18 protein-coding genes are annotated in these 19337 nt (G+C 26.7%); all 18 read left to right on the plus strand.

Annotated elements, in window-relative coordinates; translation table 11 throughout:
- Positions 1-369: 369 nt before the first annotated feature.
- Entirely contained in the window at positions 370-1992 is a 1623-nt protein-coding gene (locus BN6774_RS08630; RefSeq protein WP_066892655.1) for a cell shape-determining protein, read from the plus strand.
- 137 nt (positions 1993-2129) lie between these two features.
- Positions 2130-3059: a CobW family GTP-binding protein gene (locus tag BN6774_RS08635; RefSeq protein WP_066892658.1), complete on the plus strand. Its 930-nt coding sequence runs from the start codon at positions 2130-2132 to the stop codon at positions 3057-3059.
- A gap of 8 nt (positions 3060-3067) precedes the next feature.
- Positions 3068-3715 (plus strand): GTP-binding protein, encoded by a 648-nt coding sequence (locus BN6774_RS08640; protein ID WP_066892662.1) that lies wholly within the window; start codon positions 3068-3070, stop codon positions 3713-3715.
- Entirely contained in the window at positions 3699-4598 is a 900-nt protein-coding gene (locus tag BN6774_RS08645; RefSeq protein ID WP_066892665.1) for a permease, read from the plus strand. The genes BN6774_RS08640 and BN6774_RS08645 overlap by 17 nt, the downstream gene beginning before the upstream one ends.
- A 36-nt stretch (positions 4599-4634) precedes the next feature.
- Entirely contained in the window at positions 4635-5279 is a 645-nt protein-coding gene (locus BN6774_RS08650) for a TIGR03943 family putative permease subunit (protein WP_066892668.1), read from the plus strand.
- Between the two features lie 318 nt (positions 5280-5597).
- Positions 5598-6617 carry a galactose ABC transporter substrate-binding protein gene (locus tag BN6774_RS08655; protein WP_066892670.1) on the plus strand — a complete coding sequence of 340 codons (1020 nt, stop codon included), beginning with the start codon at positions 5598-5600 and terminating at the stop codon, positions 6615-6617.
- A gap of 84 nt (positions 6618-6701) precedes the next feature.
- Positions 6702-6839 (plus strand): six-cysteine ranthipeptide SCIFF, encoded by a 138-nt coding sequence (gene scfA, locus BN6774_RS18145; protein WP_016208429.1) that lies wholly within the window; start codon positions 6702-6704, stop codon positions 6837-6839.
- Positions 6840-6907: 68 nt separating this feature from the next.
- On the plus strand, positions 6908-8263 hold the full coding sequence (gene scfB / locus BN6774_RS08660) for a thioether cross-link-forming SCIFF peptide maturase (protein WP_066892673.1): 1356 nt from the start codon (positions 6908-6910) through the stop codon (positions 8261-8263).
- A 188-nt stretch (positions 8264-8451) separates the two neighbouring features.
- Positions 8452-9666, plus strand: coding sequence for a M16 family metallopeptidase (locus tag BN6774_RS08665; protein WP_066892674.1), 1215 nt, complete (start codon positions 8452-8454; stop codon positions 9664-9666).
- 9 nt (positions 9667-9675) lie between these two features.
- Positions 9676-11091, plus strand: a complete 1416-nt coding sequence (locus tag BN6774_RS08670; RefSeq protein ID WP_066892676.1) for an aminotransferase class I/II-fold pyridoxal phosphate-dependent enzyme — start codon at positions 9676-9678, stop codon at positions 11089-11091.
- A gap of 138 nt (positions 11092-11229) precedes the next feature.
- Positions 11230-13083, plus strand: a complete 1854-nt coding sequence (htpG, locus tag BN6774_RS08675; protein ID WP_066892678.1) for a molecular chaperone HtpG — start codon at positions 11230-11232, stop codon at positions 13081-13083.
- A gap of 258 nt (positions 13084-13341) precedes the next feature.
- Positions 13342-14181: a pyridoxamine kinase gene (locus tag BN6774_RS08680; protein WP_066892680.1), complete on the plus strand. Its 840-nt coding sequence runs from the start codon at positions 13342-13344 to the stop codon at positions 14179-14181.
- Positions 14168-14689, plus strand: coding sequence for a TIGR04002 family protein (locus BN6774_RS08685; protein ID WP_066892682.1), 522 nt, complete (start codon positions 14168-14170; stop codon positions 14687-14689). Before BN6774_RS08680 ends, BN6774_RS08685 begins: the two co-directional genes overlap by 14 nt.
- A gap of 22 nt (positions 14690-14711) precedes the next feature.
- Entirely contained in the window at positions 14712-15494 is a 783-nt protein-coding gene (locus BN6774_RS08690; RefSeq protein WP_066892684.1) for an endonuclease/exonuclease/phosphatase family protein, read from the plus strand.
- Between the two features lie 98 nt (positions 15495-15592).
- Entirely contained in the window at positions 15593-15733 is a 141-nt protein-coding gene (locus BN6774_RS19040; protein ID WP_307986767.1) for an SAM hydroxide adenosyltransferase, read from the plus strand.
- Between the two features lie 141 nt (positions 15734-15874).
- Positions 15875-16426, plus strand: coding sequence for an ECF-type riboflavin transporter substrate-binding protein (locus BN6774_RS08695; RefSeq protein WP_066892688.1), 552 nt, complete (start codon positions 15875-15877; stop codon positions 16424-16426).
- Positions 16427-16698: 272 nt separating this feature from the next.
- Entirely contained in the window at positions 16699-18408 is a 1710-nt protein-coding gene (locus BN6774_RS08700) for an ABC transporter ATP-binding protein (RefSeq protein WP_066892690.1), read from the plus strand.
- Positions 18401-19228 (plus strand): energy-coupling factor transporter transmembrane component T family protein, encoded by an 828-nt coding sequence (locus tag BN6774_RS08705; RefSeq protein WP_066892692.1) that lies wholly within the window; start codon positions 18401-18403, stop codon positions 19226-19228. Before BN6774_RS08700 ends, BN6774_RS08705 begins: the two co-directional genes overlap by 8 nt.
- Positions 19229-19337 lie beyond the last annotated feature (109 nt).

The following is a 19337-nucleotide window of genomic DNA, read 5'->3' on the forward strand; positions in this document are numbered from 1 at the left end:
AGAGTGTAAGTTATAGGAGGTGTTTTAAATGAGTAAATGTGGATGTGAAAATAAAAAGAACGAAGAAAAGAAACATAAATCAGGCTGTTGTGGATGCGCACACGGTGCTGAAAAAACAGCTACAAACAATCAATGGGGAAAATAGTGGTAAATTATCTTTTTAAAACTTACAAAAATAATTAAAAAAGTAACTCGACATTTTGTCGGGTTACTTTTATTTAAATTAATTACACTGTATATTGGAAAAATATAAATTGATAAAATATAAATAAATTATTAAAAATGATAAAAAATACTTTACAAGAGGTAAAAAATACTATATTATATATTATAACATACAAGTAGTTCTTTTGAATTAGGGGGATTAAAATGGAAAATATAAAAGATTTCAAACCAAAAAAAAGTTCATTTTCAAAATATTTAAGTTATCTAATTATTGCTTATTTAGTTTCAGGAATAGTTTTAGCTTTCAATAGTGATTTAATATTAGATTTTACCTTAAGCTCTTTTTATATAGTTGGAGTATTTGTTGTAGTTACTGCGGTATATGCATTCTTTACTTTTAACAAAAAATATGGAGTAGCTGCAATTACGGTTGCTTTAATATATATAATTGCATCTATTGCTTGTAGTCCGTTATTAAATTATAAAGCACATAGAGATTTAATCGGTGAAGTAGAAAGTGTTGAGTTTAGTAATGAAATTCAACATATAGATTTAAAGCAATTGCCAACAATAGATAAAGATGTTGCTTATAAATTAGCTGATAAAAAGTTAGGGGAAATACCTAGTTTAGGAAGTCAGGTAACAATAGGAGATTTAACTCTTCAAAGTGTAAATGGGCAATTATATTTTGTAGCTCCTTTAGAACATTCCTCATTTTTTAAGTGGTTAACTAATAGAGAAGGAACAACAGGTTATATAAAGGTAAGCGCAACTAATGAAAGTGATGTTCAATTAGTTACAGAAGTAAAGGGAAAAGATATTAAAATAAAATATTTAGAATCAGCATATCTATTTAGTGATTTGGAAAGGGCTTCTTACTTAAGGGACATGAAAGCTGGTCATACTGATTTTACCTTTGAATTAGATGATGAAGGTAATCCTTATTGGGTAGTTACAAGGTATGATAATGCAATTGGATTAGCAGAATCAAAGGCAGTAGGAGTATTAGTTTTAGATGCTCAAAGTGGAGAATCTAAAGTATATGATATAGAAAATGCACCAAAATGGATAGATAGAATCCAGCCAGATAGATATATAAGAAATTATATAGATAAGTGGGGAGAGTTAGTGCATGGAGTATTTAATTTTAGTGATAAAAATAAATTAAAATCAACTGAAGGAATGAATTTAATTTATAATAATGATGATTGTTATTACTATACAGGAATAACATCAGTGGGAAATGATGAAGGGTTAGTTGGTTTTACTTTAACTGACACAAGAACTGGTAAAACAAAAATGTATAAAACTTCAGGTGCTACAGAAACTGCAAGTATGAAGTCAGCAGAGGGAAAAGTTCAGCAGTATGGATACACAGCAACATTACCATATTTAATTAATATTCAAAATGAGCCAACATACTTTATGACATTGAAGGATTCTAATGGGTTAGTAAAACAATATGCTATGGTAAATGTTAAAAACTACAATATAGTTGGAGTTGGGGATTCTCTTCAATCTACTTTAAATAAATATATGGAAGGGTTGACTAATACGAATATTTCTCTTGAAGGTAGTAATAATGAAGAAGTTTTAGATGGAGAAATAGAAAGAATAGGATTAGTGGTTAAAGATGGAACTAGTATATATGATATTAAAATAAAAGGTCAAGAAAACATATTTACAGTTTCTACAGAAACTTCTAGGGAGGTTGCTTTAAGTTCTGTAGGTGATAAAGTTAGGTTAAAATATATAAAAGTTGGAGAAGGAAGATATATATTAACAAATTCTTTTGAAAATTTAAGTTTAGTAACTAAAGAAAATTAATATATATAATAAAGAAATAGCCATTACTAATAATATATATATTGTTAGTAATGGCTATTTCTCTATTTTTTGTAATAAATATATTCTTATTATCATAAAATGTTTAGAACATAATATTATTTATTTTGAGGTGAAGAATGAAAGTAAAAGTAGATATTTTTTCAGGTTTTTTAGGTGCAGGAAAAACCTTTCTTATAAAAAAACTTATTAAAGATGGAGCTTATGAAGATAATATAGTAATTATAGAAAATGAGTTTGGAGAAGTAAGTATAGATGCATTAATTCTTAAGGAATCTAATATTAAAATAAAGGAAATTAACTCAGGATGTATTTGTTGTGAAGTAACGGGAGATTTTAAAAATGCTATTTTAGAGGTTATAGAAAAGTATGAACCTAGTAGGTTAATAATAGAGCCTTCTGGTGTTGCGAAGCTAAGTGATATACTGAAAGTTTTTAAAGAAGAAAGACTAAAAGAAAAAGTTTATGTTGATAATGTAATTACGGTAATAGACCCAGAAAAATTTGATTTATATATTAATAATTTTAAAGATTTTTATGAGGATCAAATTATATATTCAAAAAAAATAATTTTAAGTAGAACTCAAAAGATAAAAAAAGATAAGTTACAGGAGGTTATAGCAAAAATAAATAAAATAAGCAAAAAAAATACTATATTAACAGAGGATTGGAATGTTATAAATTCTTTAGATATTTTAAGAAATATAAATACTAAAAATATTAATGAAAATAAAAGTTTAAAAGCAAATTTAAGGGCAATAGAAAATAATAAGGCTAAGGATACTTTTGAAAGCTTTGCTATTTATCCAAATAAAAGGATTTCCAAATCAGAGTTGGTGTCTAAGTTTAAGTTTATCTCTTCAAGTACTAGCTTTGGAGAAGTTTTAAGAGCAAAGGGAATAGTAAAGCTTATAGATGGTAGCTTTGGACAATTTGATTTTGTAAAGGATGAGTTTGAAATAAGAAAAATATCTAATAGTAAGGATACTGTAATTTCTTTTATTGGAGTTAAGTTAAATAAAAAGGAAATAGAAAGTCTATTTAATTGAGGGATAAAATGAAGACTAGGGTTGAAATAGTAAGTGGCTTTTTAGGTTCAGGAAAAACATCCTTTATAAATTCCTATTTGGATACTGAGGTTTGTGCAAATAGAGATATATTAATTGTACTTTTAGAAAAAGGAATTACAGAGATTCAAAGTAAGAGAAAAAATATAGAAGTAATCTGGTTAGAAAAGACTGAGGGTCTAAAAGAAATTTTAATTAATAAAATTAGTAAAAAGAAATACTATAAGGTTATTGTTGAGTATAATGGAACAGAAAAATTAAGTTTAATTGGAGAGATTTTTAAAGATAAACATGTAAAAAATAAATATAATTTCTATGGGAATTATTATATAGGAAATAGTAACAGTTTAATGATATATTTAAGAAATATGGGTGAAATAATAGTTCCCTTTATACAATCTAGTAAATTAATAGTATTAAATAATATAGATTTATTAGATAAAAAAAAGCAAATAGAATTAATAAAAGAAGTAGAAGAAATTAATAATACTGCACCTATAATATTATCAAGCTCAATAAACAAATTAAGCTTTGATTTGAAATCCTCAAAATATTTTAAAGAATGGGAATTCTTAAAAGGGATTAATGCTTTATTTAATAGGAGAGGAGAAAAAAGGTTATATGATAAAATGGGCTAATATTTTTATCAGTATGGTATTGGAAGCACTACCTTTTATATTAATTGGAGCAATAATATCTTCAATTATTCAAATGTATATTTCAGAAGAAAGAGTAAAAAAGATATTACCAAGGAGTAGATTTATATCAATTATTATTGCAGCTATTCTAGGCATTTTTATCCCTATTTGTGAATGTGCTATAGTTCCTATTGCAAGAAGTCTAATAAAAAAAGGGGTACCTATTGCTGTAGCCATAGTATTTATGCTTTCAGTACCAATAGTGAATCCTATAGTTATAGTATCTACTTTCTATGCCTTTAATGATACTAAGATAGTTCTCATTAGAGTTTTAGGTGGAATTATATCTGCAATAATAATAGGATTTCTAATAGAAATTTTAACTAATAAAAAAGAAGAAGTAGTTAAGATAAAGAGCCAATATGAAAATATATGTGATTGCGGTTGTGAGGTAGTAGATTATTTTTATAATAAATCAAAGTTAAGACTATGCTTAGAACATTCTAGTAAGGAATTTTTTAACATACTGAGATACTATATATTTGGATCTTTCTTATCTAGTATATTTATTATTATTTTAAAAGAGGAATATTTAATTAATTATACAAAGGGAACATTACTACCAATTTTTATGATGATGTCCCTAGCCTTTTTATTGTCTCTATGTTCAGAGGCAGATGCTTTCATAGCTAAAGGATTTTTAAGTTATTTTGGAGTTCCAGCAATATCAGCTTTTTTAATACTTGGACCAATGTTAGATTTGAAAAATGCAATTATAATATCATCATATTTCAAAAAATCATTTGCATACAAGCTGATTTTTTTAATTGTAGTAGTTGTACTAGCTTTTTCAACTGCTTTAACCTTTATTATTAAATATTAACCTGCTGTTATTAACAGCTTTTACTTATGGAGGATTATGAAAAAATTTAATGTAGATGAATTTATTTGGTTATTAATATTAATTCTTATAACTGTTTATATAAGTTATTTAATGATTTCAGGAGATATTTATAATTATCTAAGTGTAAAAACAACTAAAAATTTATATATAGCCTTAGTTATATTGCCGATTTTTATTATAGTGCAATCAATGAAAGTGATAAGCTTTAATTCGAGGAAAGACACTTCAATGAAGTTTCTCCCTATTATTTTTACTTTAATTGTTGGAGTATTATTGTTAATAAGAAATAATAGCTATGATGATAGAGAAGAATTAATAAGTTTTAATAACATTTTAGCCAAAAATGCTATTGAAATAAGTCATGAGAATCACTATATATTTGAAGATTTAAATAGTAAGGGAGCTGAATATTTAGGGAGATATGTAGTTTTTACTGGACATGTATATAAATATGAAGAGGAAAAGTTTATTTTAGGAAGAGAAGAGATGAATTGTTGTGCTGCCGATTCATATATGATAGGGATAAAAACTTTTTCTAAGGATAAATTTAAAGAAGGAGAATGGTTAAAAGTTTTGGGGAAAATATCCTTTGATGGAGAATACTATTTAGAGATAGAAGAATATATAAGGGTGAATCCACCTAAAAATATATATTTTTAACAAATAAAGGTGACTTAAATATAGTTGCCTTTATTTTTTTTAAATAAAAAAGAGTGATTTGCCCAAATCACTCCCCAGATACTTCTGTAAAAGACAGTTTCACTCCACTTGGAAGCTACTTAAGTCTAAATATATAATAACAAAAATGAATTTTTTTTCAATAGAAAAACAGAAAAAATATTTATGTAATATATAACATTAAATGATAAAATTACTGATTAAATATTTGTAAAAGTAAATAGATAACATAAATATAAAATATTTAGAAAGAATATAAATAAATACTATATTTAAAAATAATAATAAATGGAGTAGATTATGAAGAAAATAAGTTTTTTAATATTGATATTTTTAATGTTTAGCATTTTATCTGGTAGTTCACCAAAAGCTATTTCTAATAGTTACCCTATAAAATTTGGGGTATTACTATATAAAGAAAAAGATGATTATATAAAACTTATAAAAAATGAATTATTAAAAATAGAAAGTAAAAATAAAGGCATAATAGAAATAACAATTTATGATGCTAATAACAACCAAGAATTACAAAATTCTCAGATAGAAAAACTTTTAAGTGATAATGTCGATGTAATATTATTAAATTTGGTTGATGTTACTAAATCTAAGGAAGTAATAGAAAAAATAAAAGAAAAAGACATACCGGTGATATTTTTTAATAGAGAGCCTAGTTCTTTAAATTGGATAGAATCTTATAAAAAGTCCATTTATTTAGGGACAGAAGCTTGTGAATCAGGAAATATTCAGGGAGAAATAATATTAAGAGAATTAAGAAAAAATGATATAAAAGATAAAAATGATAATAAAATATTAGATATAATTTTATTGTCTGGAGAAGTAAATAACATAGAAGCACAACTAAGATCTGAATGTGTAATAAGAACTTTAAATAATAATGGCATAAACACTAATTTAATTGCAGAAGAACACTGTAATTGGGAAAGAGAATGTGCAGAAGAAAAAATACAAAAATTATTTAGTGAATATGGAGAGGACATAGAACTTATAATTTCAAACAACGATTCTATGGCCATAGGAGCTTTAAAAGCGTTACAAAAATATGGATATAATATAGGGAACAGCGAGAAATATATTCCAATAGTTGGGGTAGATGGGTTAGAAGAAGCAAAGCAATTAATTAATAAGGGAGAATTAACAGGAACAGTAATTCAAGATAGTGAAGCAACTGTAAGGGCATTATATAGAATAGGAATAAATTTTGTGGAAGGAAGAAGTCCTTTAGAAAATACAGAATATAATTATGATGTAACAGGGGTTGGAGTAAGGATACCATATAATGGTTACATAATTAGAAATTAACCAAATTTATAAATTTAATCTTTTATAACTAAAATTTTTATGATATAATCGTGGGGGATTTTGAAAGAATGGGGGAGTATAATCATGAAACATATCAAGACAATCAATAAGACTAACATCAAAAACAGCTTAGTAAAACCAGGTTGTAAAGAATGTGCTAACTCATGTCAATCAGCTTGCAAAACTTCATGTACAGTTGCAAACTTAGAGTGTGAAAACTAATTAAAAAGAAAGCGGCAACAATAGGTTGCTGCTTACTTTTTAGTTAAATAGCTTTTGGAGGGATTAAGATGTCTTTAATACACAAATTTAAACAAGGTGAAAATTATTTTGTATTAGATGTAAATACAGGAGCTGTTCATATAGTAGACGAGCTTGTATATGATTTAGTACATGATGATGGAATGAAGGATAAAGAAGAAACAATTAAACTTTTATCAAATAAATATGATAAAGATAATATTATAGAAGCTTATGATGAAATATTAGAACTTATAAAAGATGGTATGCTATATTCTGAAGATAAATATGAAGATATAGCCCATGGGTCAATGGATGATAGGGATTATATTAAAGCAGTTTGTTTAAATATAATCCATGGATGTAATTTAAGATGTAAATATTGTTTTGCAGATGAGGGTGAATATAATGGGCATAAAGGTGTTATGTCTATAGAAACTGCTAAAAAGGCAATTGATTATGTTGTGAAAAGAAGTGGTCCAAGAAGAAATATTGAAATAGATTTGTTTGGTGGTGAGCCAACAATGATAATGGATACTGTTAAGGAAATAGTACAGTATGCTAGAGAAAATGAAAAGAAGTGGAACAAAAATATTAGATTTACTATGACAACTAATGCCACTCTTTTAAATGATGATATGATGGATTTTATGGACAAGGAGTTAGGAAATATTATTCTTTCATTAGATGGAAGAAAATCTGTTAATGATAATGTAAGAATTAAAGTTAATGGAACAGGCTCTTATGATGATATACTACCTAACATAAAAAAGATGATTGAAAAGAGAACTCCTGGTAAAACCTATTATGTAAGAGGTACATTTACTAGAGCAAATACTGATTTCTTTGAAGATGTAATGGCTATGGTAAATGAAGGCTTTGATGAAGTATCTATTGAACCAGTTGTACTTGAAGATGGACATCCTCTTGCTTTAAGAGAAGAAGATTTACCAAAGATAATGGAAAACTACGATAAGCTATATGAAGATATGGCAAGAAGAAAGAGAGAAAAGAAGGGTGAATATAACTTCTATCACTTTAATGTAGATTTAAATGGTGGACCATGTGTATATAAGAGAATTTCAGGTTGTGGTGCAGGATTTGAATATGTTGCAATAACACCTCAAGGAGAAGTATATCCTTGTCATCAATTTGTAGGAAAAGAAGAATTTAAGCTTGGAACTATATATGATGATACATATAATTCAGAACTTGGAAAGAAGTTCAAAAAAGCTCATATATATAATAAGCCAAAATGTAGAGAGTGTTGGGCAAGATTCTATTGTAGTGGAGGTTGCCAAGCAAATAATTTCAGTTTCAATGGAGATATGAAAATTCCGTATGAAATAGGCTGCAAGATGCAAAAGAAAAGAATTGAATGTGCTATTGCTTTAAAAGCAGAATAAAGCTGAGCTGTCTTAATGGCAGCTCTTTTATAATTTCCTTCCTTCAGTTTGCAAAGAGATAAACATTGTATGAGGTTGACTTTGAGCGTATGCGACGGAGCAAGGAATATAATGTTTATCTCTTTTTTTATTTTTACATTTTATAATAAAAATATTAAAATAGGATTATAAAATATATGGAGGTAGCAATGGAAGTATTGTTAAATAATGGAACAAAGTTAATTTATAGAAAAACAATGTCTAAGCTTACGTCAATTTCAATTTCTGTTGATGCAGGTGCGTGCAAAGAAAAAAATCTTATGGGGCTAGCTCATGCTACAGAGCATATGGTTTATAAAGGAACAAAGAAAAGAAGTGAAAATGAAATAAATAAAGAATTAAGTAGTATATTTGGTTTTCAAAATGCTATGACTAATTATCCTTATGTAATTTATTACGGAACAATGCTTGGAGAAGATTTTGAAAAAGCCATAGAAATATTTTCTGATATAATTATAAATCCTATTTTTGAAGAAGAGGGATTTAAAGAAGAAATGGATGTAATAAAAGAAGAGTTAAGAGAGTGGGATGAGGAGCTAGAACAGTTCTGTGAAGATAAATTATTTTTAAATAGTTTTGAGAAGAGAAGAATAAAGTATCCCATAATAGGAAGATTTGATGATTTAGAAAAAATAACTTTAAATGATATAAAAGCTTTTTATAATGAAAATTATATTCCACAAAACCTATCAATAGCTGTAGTATCTTCATTAGATTTTGAATTAATAAAAAATGTAGTTGAAAAATATTTTGAAGCTTGGGAAAGAAGTAATACTTCATATCAAAAAGATATAATTTATGATAAGGATAATTTTGGAGTTTATAGGAATATTAAAAAAGGTACTAATGGATGTAAAGTAGAAATTATATTTCCAATAGATACATTAAATTTTAATGAGATGAAGGCTTTTAAAATTTTCAATGAATATTTTGGTGAGGGAGTAAATTCTGTTTTATTTGATGTTTTAAGAACAAAAAATGGTCTTGTTTATGATGTATTAACTAAGATAGCCTATGAAACGTATATAAAACTCTATAAGATAAACTTCAGTACATCAAAAGACAAATTAGATAAGGCGTTAAATTTAATTGATGAAGCTATAAATAAAGTTTTAGATAATAAAGTTATTATAAAAAATGAAGAAAAAAATAGCTATATTAAGAGTATAAAATTAAAAAGACTATTTAGAGAAGAACAAAATATAATCCTTGCAAAGGAGTTATCTACATATAGTACTATGTTTGGTAATTATAAAATTTATGATGAAGAATTAGATAATCTTGAAGAGATAACAAGTGAAGATATTTTAAATTCTGCTAAAAAAGTATTAAGTAATAAATCTATAGAAATAATAATAAATTAAAGAGGAGAAATGATGAATAAGGCGCCATTGTTAGAGGGATTATTAAGATATAAGAATGAAGAAAATTTAATTTTATCAATGCCTGGAAATAAAAGTGGTAAGGCTTTTTTAAAAGATAAATTAGGAGAAGTTTTTAAAGATAGTTTAGGAGATTTAGATATAACAGAAGTAGACCCTTTAGATAATCTCCATAATCCAGAAGGAATAATAAGGGAAGCCCAGGAGCTTTTAGCTAAAACATATAAAGTTAAAAAAGCTTATTTTTTAGTTAATGGTAGCTCAGGGGGTAATCTAGCTGCTATATTTTCAGCTTTTAATGAAGGTGATGAAGTATTAGTTGAAAGAAATTGTCATAAATCAATTTATAATGGACTTATATTAAGAAAATTAAAAGTAGTTTATATTGATACTGTAATAGATGAAAATCTCGGAATATTTTTACCTCCAAGAGAAGAAGAAATACTTAGGGCTTTAAATAAGGCTAATAATCCAAAGGGAATAATATTAACTTCACCAAATTACTTTGGAATTTCTAGTGATATAGAAGATGTAATAAAGAAGTTAAAGGATATAGGCTTAAAAGTTATTATTGATAGTGCTCATGGAGCTCATTTTGGATTTAATGAAAGATTACCTAAATCCATGGCTAAGCTAGGAGATTATGTAGTAGTTAGTGCCCATAAAACACTGCCAAGTCTTACTCAAGGAGCTTTTTTATTAGTAAATAACAATTGTGATAATGTTGAATTTTACTTAAGAGCATTTATGACAACTTCACCATCATATTTAATTATGGCATCTTTAGATTATGCTAGATATTATTTAGATAATTATGCAAGAGAAGATTATAAAAACTTAATTGAAGTAGCTGAAAATTATACAGAAAAAATAAACTCATTAAATAAAGTTTATATAGTAAGTGAAAAAGAAGTTAAAAGTGGTTATACAATTGATAAAAGTAGATATTTAATGATAGTTAAGGATGGTTTTAGTGGGCATAAGCTTTTAGATTATTTAAGAGAAAAAAACATTCAATCAGAAATGAGTTTTAGTAAAGGTGTAGTTTTAATTTTATCTCCGTCAAATACTATAGAGGATTTTGAAAAAATATATTTAGCTATAAAGGAACTTAATTTAAATACATTAAAAAATAATGAAAGTACAATGGAATTTATTAATTCGTATCCTGAAAAAATTTTAGAGCCATATGAAATATTTAATCTAAAGGATAGGGAGATAAACTTAAATGAAGCTATAAATAAAATTTCAAAAGACTTTATAGTTCCATATCCCCCAGGTATTCCAATAGTTTGTCCAGGAGAAAAAATAACTTGTGAAATTATTAAAATAATTAATGAGTATATTAATAATGGCTTGAGTGTAATTGGTATAAATAATAATAAGATTAAGGTAGTTGATAATTAAAGATTTAATTTGAAAAATGAAAATTTATCAATTTAAATTGTATAAAAAAACTAAAATGATTAAAATTGATCTTTAGTAAATATTGACATAATCTAGTAGATTATCTAAAATGATTTGATGTAAGAGGAGGGATTATTTATGGAGAAAAATAAAGGAAATATTTCAATTCATACTGAAAATATTTTTCCAATTATTAAAAAATGGCTTTATTCAGACAAAGATATTTTTATAAGAGAGCTTATTAGTAATGGTTGTGATGCAATAAGTAAATTAAAAAGATTACAAAGCTTAGGTGAAGCTAAGATAGAAGAAAATGAAAATTATAAGGTTGTTGTTTCCGTTAATAAAGAAAATGGAACTTTAAAATTTACTGATAACGGAATTGGTATGACTGAAGAAGAAGTAAAAAAATATATTAATCAAGTTGCTTTTTCTGGAGCTGAAGATTTTATAAGCAAATATAAGGAGAAAATCGGGGAAGATAAGGATATAATTGGACATTTTGGACTTGGTTTTTATTCAGCTTTTATGGTTGCTAAAAGAGTTCAAATAGATACATTATCTTATATAGAAGGATCTGAGGCTGTAACTTGGACTTGTGATGGAGGAACAGAATATGAAATATCTCCATCAAATAAAAATGAAAGAGGCACCATTATAACCTTATTCATTGATGAAGATAGTAAAGAGTTTTTAGATGAATATAAAGTTAGAGAAGTTATTCAAAAATACTGTTCTTTCTTACCTACAGAGATATATTTAGAAGATGAATGTAAAGAAGAAAAAGGTGAGGATAAAAAGCCTTTAAATGATACAACTCCATTATGGATGAAGTCTCCAAAGGACTGCACTGACGAAGAATATAAGGATTTTTATAAAAAGGTGTTCTTAGATTTTAATGATCCTTTATTTTGGATACATTTGAACGTTGATTATCCTTTTAATTTGAAAGGAATATTATATTTTCCTAAATTAAAGCATGAATTAGAAGCAACAGAAGGTCAAGTAAAGCTTTATAATAATCAAGTGTTTGTTGCTGATAATATTAAGGAAGTTATACCTGAATTCCTTTTATTATTAAAGGGAACAATAGATTGTCCTGATTTACCACTAAATGTTTCTAGAAGCTTCCTTCAAAAGGATAGAGATGTACTAAAAATTTCTAAGCATATAGTTAAAAAGGTAGCAGATAAATTAGTTAATCTTTATAAAAATGAAAGAGAAAACTTTAATAACTTCTGGAAAGATATACAAATATTTATTAAGTATGGATGTTTAAGAGATGAAGGCTTCTATGAAAAAATTAAAGATATAATAATTTTTAGAAGATTAAATGGAGAATATATAACTTTAAAAGAATATCTTGAAGAAAATAAAGAAAAGCATGAAAATAAGGTTTTCTATGTAACAGATGAAAAACAGCAATCACAATACATTAAGATGTTTAAGGAAGCTAATTTAGATGCTTTAGTATTAGATTGTTCTTTAGATAATCATTTTATAAGCTTTTTAGAGTCTAAAGAAACAGGAGTAACCTTTGCAAGAATCGATTCAGATATTTCAGATACATTAAAAAATAATGATAGTGAAGAGTTAGAAGATATAAATAATAAAATAAAAGATTTATTTAAAGAAATATCTTCTAATGGTATAAAGGAAGTAAAAGTTGAAAGTCTTAGAAATTCTGATACTCCAGCGATGATATTAGTTTCTGAACAGTCTAGAAGAATGGCTGAAATGAGTAAAATGTTTGGAGGAATGGATATTCCGAACATGTTTAACGAGGAAAAAACTTTAATAGTTAATAATAATAATCCTATAATACGAAAATTAACACAAATAAAATTAGATGAAAACAAAGAAAAAGTTGAATTGATGTGTAATTATATAGTAGATATAGCATTACTTTCTAATAAAGAATTAAGTCCAGAGGAAATGGATAATTTTATTAATAGAAGTAATAAGGTGTTAAGTTTAGCTATGGAGCTTTAAGTTTACTATAGACAATTAATAAATGAAAAATTAAGTATGTAAGTAGATATATGTAAGATAATTATTCCTAAAATTAAAGTACAGGAATAATAAAGTTACGTATATCTACCTTTTTGTTTTTGAAAGTGCTTTTATTAGTTAACACTTTAATTATAAATACTTAATTAAGCAATTGAAGGATTGTACCGATACAATAGACAAAATGAAATTCTTGGATTATTATTAAGGAATGAATAAATTTTAGAAGTAGGTGTACTTATGAATAAGATCAAGAAGGTAGCAACAATTAATGATTTATCAGGAGTTGGAAGATGTTCTTTAACTGCAGCAATACCAGTTTTATCTGCTTTAGGGGTTCAGTGTTGTCCGTTTCCAACAGCAGTATTATCCTGTCATACAGGATTCGATAAGTTTACTTTTTTAGATATTACTGATGAAATGATAAATTATAAGAAATCATGGGACAACTTAAATATAGACTTTGATTGTATTTATAGTGGTTTTTTGGGGTCTGAAAAACAAATAGATATAGTTTCAAATTTTATTAATGAAAGAGGTGACTCTTTAATAGTAGTTGATCCTGTTATGGGTGATAATGGAGTTGTTTATAGCACTTTTACAAAAGAAATGTGCGATAAAATGAAAAATCTAGTCTCAATTGCTGATATAGTTACACCGAATTTAACAGAAGCATGCATCTTAATTAATGAACAATATGATAAATATAATTCAAATGATGAAAATATACTTGATATAGCAAAAAAGATATCAGCTATAGGGCCTAAAAAGGTAATAATAACGGGGATTATAAGAGAAAATAAAATAGTTAATTTTGCTTATGACAAAATAGAAAATAAGTTTTTTAAAGTAGAAAGTAATTTTAATCATAAATCTTATAGTGGAACAGGGGATATATTTACTTCAATAGTTATAGGATTACTTTTAAACGGCCATGATTTAAAGTATTGTGTAGAAAATGCAACTAAATTTATTTATAAAACCATAGAATTTACTTCCAAATTTAATACGGATACAAAAGAGGGAATTATGTTTGAGTTATTTTTAAAGGAGTTGATTTTAATTAATGAACACAAATAATAAGACTAAGAACATTGTATTAGCAGCGCTTTTTGCAGCAATAATATGTACAACAATTGCCTTTATACCTAGAATACCAACAGGATTTAATGGAGGATATATTCATTTAGGGGATACATTTATATATTTAGGTGCCATACTTTTACCTACACCATATGCGATGCTTGCAGCAGGAGTAGGAGCAGGTCTTGCAGATGCCTTAACTGGTGGAATGGTATGGGTAATACCAACTATAGTTATAAAACCAATTATGGTATTATTTTTTACGTCTAAATCAGATAAATTACTTTGTAAAAGAAATGTTTTAGCATTGGTTTTAGCTGGCTTTGTGGGCTGTTTTGGTTACTATTTAGCAGGTGCTGTTGTGTCCGGAAACTTTATTGCTCCTCTTGCAACTTTATATTTAGAGGTTATACAACCAATAGTAAGTGGTATAATATTCTTATTAGCTGTATATGCTTTTGATAAAATTAATATTAAAGAAAGAATTTTTAATCCAGCTAAATAACTCTAAATAACGAGGTATTGACATGAAAGTAATGACTTTTAATTTAAGAACAGACTTTCCTTTAGATATTAATAATAGATGGGATAAAAGAAAAGAAATAGTTTATGAACTAATAAAAAATAATGATTTTGATATAATTGGAGTTCAGGAATTAAACAATAAAATGTTTAATGACCTTACCTCGGAAATATCTAATTATAATTTTGTAGGAATGCCACGGAGTAGCAAATATTTTATAGAGAGAAATGATATTTTAGTTTCTAACAGACATAGAATAATAGAGTACAATACATTTTGGTTATCTAAAAATCCTCAAAAAACAGGTAGTTCTGTTTGGTATTCTGTTTTTCCAAGAATATGTACTACTGCTTTAATTGAGTTAGAAGATGGTAATATAATTAGAGTTTATAATACACATTTAGATTTTTTATTGCCTAAAGCTAGAGAATATGGACTAAAAAAAATAGGTGAATATATAGAAAATCAACATAAAAAAGATGATTATCCAGCCATATTAATGGGGGATTTTAATGCTAGTCCTAATAGCAAAGCTATTAGAAATTTATCGGAAGGCAAATATATTAGCAAGAAATTCATAGCTGTACAAGATACTAAAAAGGAGATTTATTCTTTATCCACATTAAGTAAATTTAAAGGAAGAAAAAAGGGACTTCATATAGATTATATTTTTGTTACAGAAGAATTTAATGTTAAAAATAGTGAAATTATATACTATAATAAAGATGGTAGATACCCATCTGATCATTATCCTATTATTTCTGAGTTAGAAATACAAAAATATTAATGAATATATTTAATTAAAAATTGTGAAAACCTGTAATTAAGGGACTGTTTAAACAGGCCCTTTAATAATGTATATAATATATGGAGGCATCTTATAGGTTGATACAAAACACAGTTTATTGGCCAAAAGAAACTTATAGAAATATAATGGTTTATGCAAAATCTTTTGTAGATGTTTATGTAGGAGAAACGTTGGTTTATGTTAATTCTTTAGATAACTTAGCTGTTGCTATTAATTAAGCTTCATTCTCGAGAGCTTATAATATACAAACAGGTACTAATTGGATAATATCAATTAGAAAAGCACCAAGGCTTGTATATGAGTAAAAATAAATTATAATAGTAATGTAATAAAATTATCATTTATATGGAGGAAATATAATGGAAAAAAATTTATCTATTAAAACAATAGTTGCAATAGGAATAGGTGCAGCTGTATTTATGATATTAGGTCGTTTTGGTTCAATTCCAACAGGGATACCAAATACTAATATAGAAACAAGTTATGCATTTTTAGCCTTAATGGCAGTTTTATATGGACCAATAGCAGGATTGTCTATAGGGTTTATAGGACATGCTTTAAAGGATTTGGTCTTTTACGGTTCACCTTGGTTTAGTTGGGTTATAGCTTCAGCTGTTGTAGGTCTTATTTTAGGATTATCATGGAAAAAGCTAAAGGTTAATGAAGGAGAGTTTGAAATAAAAGAAATTATTTTATTCAATGCTTATCAAGTAATTGCCAATATGATTGCATGGTTATTAATTGCACCTACATTAGATGTATTTATCTATGCAGAGCCAGCTAATAAAGTTTATTTACAAGGAATAGTAGCTGCAATTTCTAATTCAATTACAGTTGGAGTATTAGGAACTATTTTAGTTTATACTTATGCAAAAACTAGGGTTAAAAAAGGAAGCTTAGATAGAGAATAGTATATAAATAAAATACTGGAGGCTGTGGGTTTCTAGTATTTTTATTCTTTGGGGAAATTATAAAAAGATTAAACTGTACATAACTTTTTATAATTTTTATCCTTCACTTTTGAGGTATTAAAATATCATAGCAAGGTGCCTTGGAGATTGCGACGGAACCTAGATATGATATTTTAATACTTTTTTATATACATATTACAAAAAATGTAGTAATATTTTAAATCGGAGACAAAGTTTTTAACATTATATTTTTGTGTAAAGGGAGATTTGCTATGAAAAAACCTGTAATTGAGTTCAATAACTTTACCTTCCAATACAGAGCTCAAGCAAAGCCAACATTAAATAATATAAATTTAACTATATATGAAGGTGAAAAAGTTCTTATTGTTGGTCCATCAGGATCGGGGAAAAGTACAATTTCAAATTGTATAAATGGATTAATTCCATTTTCTTATAAAGGAAGTATTTCAGGAAGTTTAAAAATAAATGGTAAAGAAACTAAGGAAATGAGTATTTTTGAACTGTCAAATTCAGTTGGAACTGTACTTCAGGATCCAGATAGTCAATTTATTGGATTAACTGTAGCTGAAGATATTGCTTTTAAATTAGAAAATGAATGTGTGTCACAAGATGAAATGAAAGAAAAAGTTAAGATAGTTTCTGAAATTGTTGATATAGATAATCATTTAGATGTAGCGCCTCACAGTTTATCAGGGGGGCAAAAGCAACGTGTAACATTAGCAGGGGTTATGGTTGGAGAGGTAGATATACTTTTATTTGATGAGCCACTTGCAAATTTAGATCCGGCTACGGGTAAGAATGCAATTGAATTAATTGATAAGATTAAAAAGGAAACAAATAAAACTATAGTTATTATAGAGCATAGATTGGAAGATGTACTACACTGTGATGTAGATAGAATAATAGTTGTAAATAATGGTGAAATAATTGCAGATATGACGCCAAAAGAATTATTAAGCACTAATATATTACCTGAAATAGGAATTCGCGAGCCGCTTTATATAACAGCTTTAAGATATGCTGGATGTGAGGTTACTTCAGATATTAATCCGCAAAATATAAATAAATTAAATTTAGATAAATGTAAGGATAAACTAAAAAATTGGTATAATGAGACTGTTGAGGAATGCAAGGATACTGATAATGAAACCATATTAGAATTGAAAAATGTTAAGTTTGGATATGACAAAAATAGGGACACATTAAAAGGAATTTCTTTTAATGTAAAAAAAGGTGAAATGGTTAGTATAGTTGGTAAAAATGGAGCAGGAAAGTCTACAATATCAAAGCTTATTTGTGGTTTCTATAAGCCTAATGAAGGAGAAATATTATTTAATGGAAGAAACTTAATTAATGATACTATTAAAGAGCGTGCAGATAAAATTGGTATGGTAATGCAAAATCCAAATCAAATGATATCTAAAACTATGATATTTGATGAAGTAGCACTAGGCCTTAGAGTGAGAGGAGTAAAAGAATCAGAAATTAAAGAAAGAGTATTCGAAACTTTAAAGATTTGTGGATTATATGAATTTCGTAATTGGCCAATTTCAGCTCTTAGTTTTGGACAAAAGAAGCGTGTAACAATAGCATCGATTCTTATATTAAATCCTGAAATAATCATTTTAGATGAACCGACAGCAGGACAAGATTTCAAGCATTATACTGAAATAATGGAATTTTTGAAAGAATTAAATAGAAAAGGTGTTACAATTATTATGATAACCCATGATATGCACTTAATGCTAGAGTATACAAATAGAGCTATAGTATTTTCAAATGGGTTAAAATTATGCGATGATATTGCTGCAAATGTAATAACAGATAAAAATGTTATCATAGAAGCTAATTTAAAAGAGACATCTTTATATGATTTGGCAATAAAGTCTGAGCTAGAAAATCCAAGAAGCTTTGTGAAAAAGTTTATAGACTATGACAGGAGGATTAGAGCAGATGAGTAAAATGTTAGAGTATTCAAATATAGATTCCCCTATTCATAAGTTAACAGGGGCAGCAAAGTTAATTGCTTTCATAATATGGGCAGTAGCATCTATGATTACCTATGATACAAGATTACTTATTTTCATGCTTCTTTTAAGCATAGTTGTTTTTAAAATATCAAAAGTAGAATTTAAACAAATATCCTTTGTACTTTATTTTATACTAATATTTTTACTATTGAATAATGTGGCAATTTTTATTTTTTCACCATATGAAGGTGTTCAAATTTACGGTAGCAAAACTGAGCTGTTTAAAATTGCTGGACCTTATACGGTTACTTTAGAACAATTATTTTATCAATTTAATATAACAATAAAATACTTTTCAATTATACCAATGGCATTATTATTTATGGTTGCAACTAATCCAAGCGAATTTGCAGCTTCATTAAATAAAATAGGAGTTAATTATAAAATAGCTTACTCTGTTTCTATAGCCTTAAGGTATATTCCAGATGTTCAAAGAGATTATCAAGAGATATCTTTTTCACAACAAGCTAGAGGAATAGATATGTCTAAAAAAGAAAAGTTAACAAAAAGAATTAAGAATTCAGCTTCAATATTAATGCCATTAATATTTTCAAGTTTAGAAAGAATAGAAACTATAAGTTCAGCTATGGAACTAAGAGCATTCGGTAAGAATAAAAAACGTACTTGGTATAATGCAAGAGAGTTTAAAAAAGGAGACTATATAACTATCGGAATTTCTGTTTTGTTATTAGTTTTAGCTATTATAGCAGCTAAAGCTAACAATGGAAGATTCTATAATCCATTTATTTAGTAAGCACAATATATTAACAGTAAACTTATATAAAGCTTAGAAAATATTTATATAAATATTTTCATAAGCTTTTTAATTTTAGAAAATAGATTAATTAAAATATATTAGT

Source organism: Clostridium nigeriense (assembly GCF_900086595.1).
GTDB lineage: Bacteria > Bacillota > Clostridia > Clostridiales > Clostridiaceae > Clostridium > Clostridium nigeriense.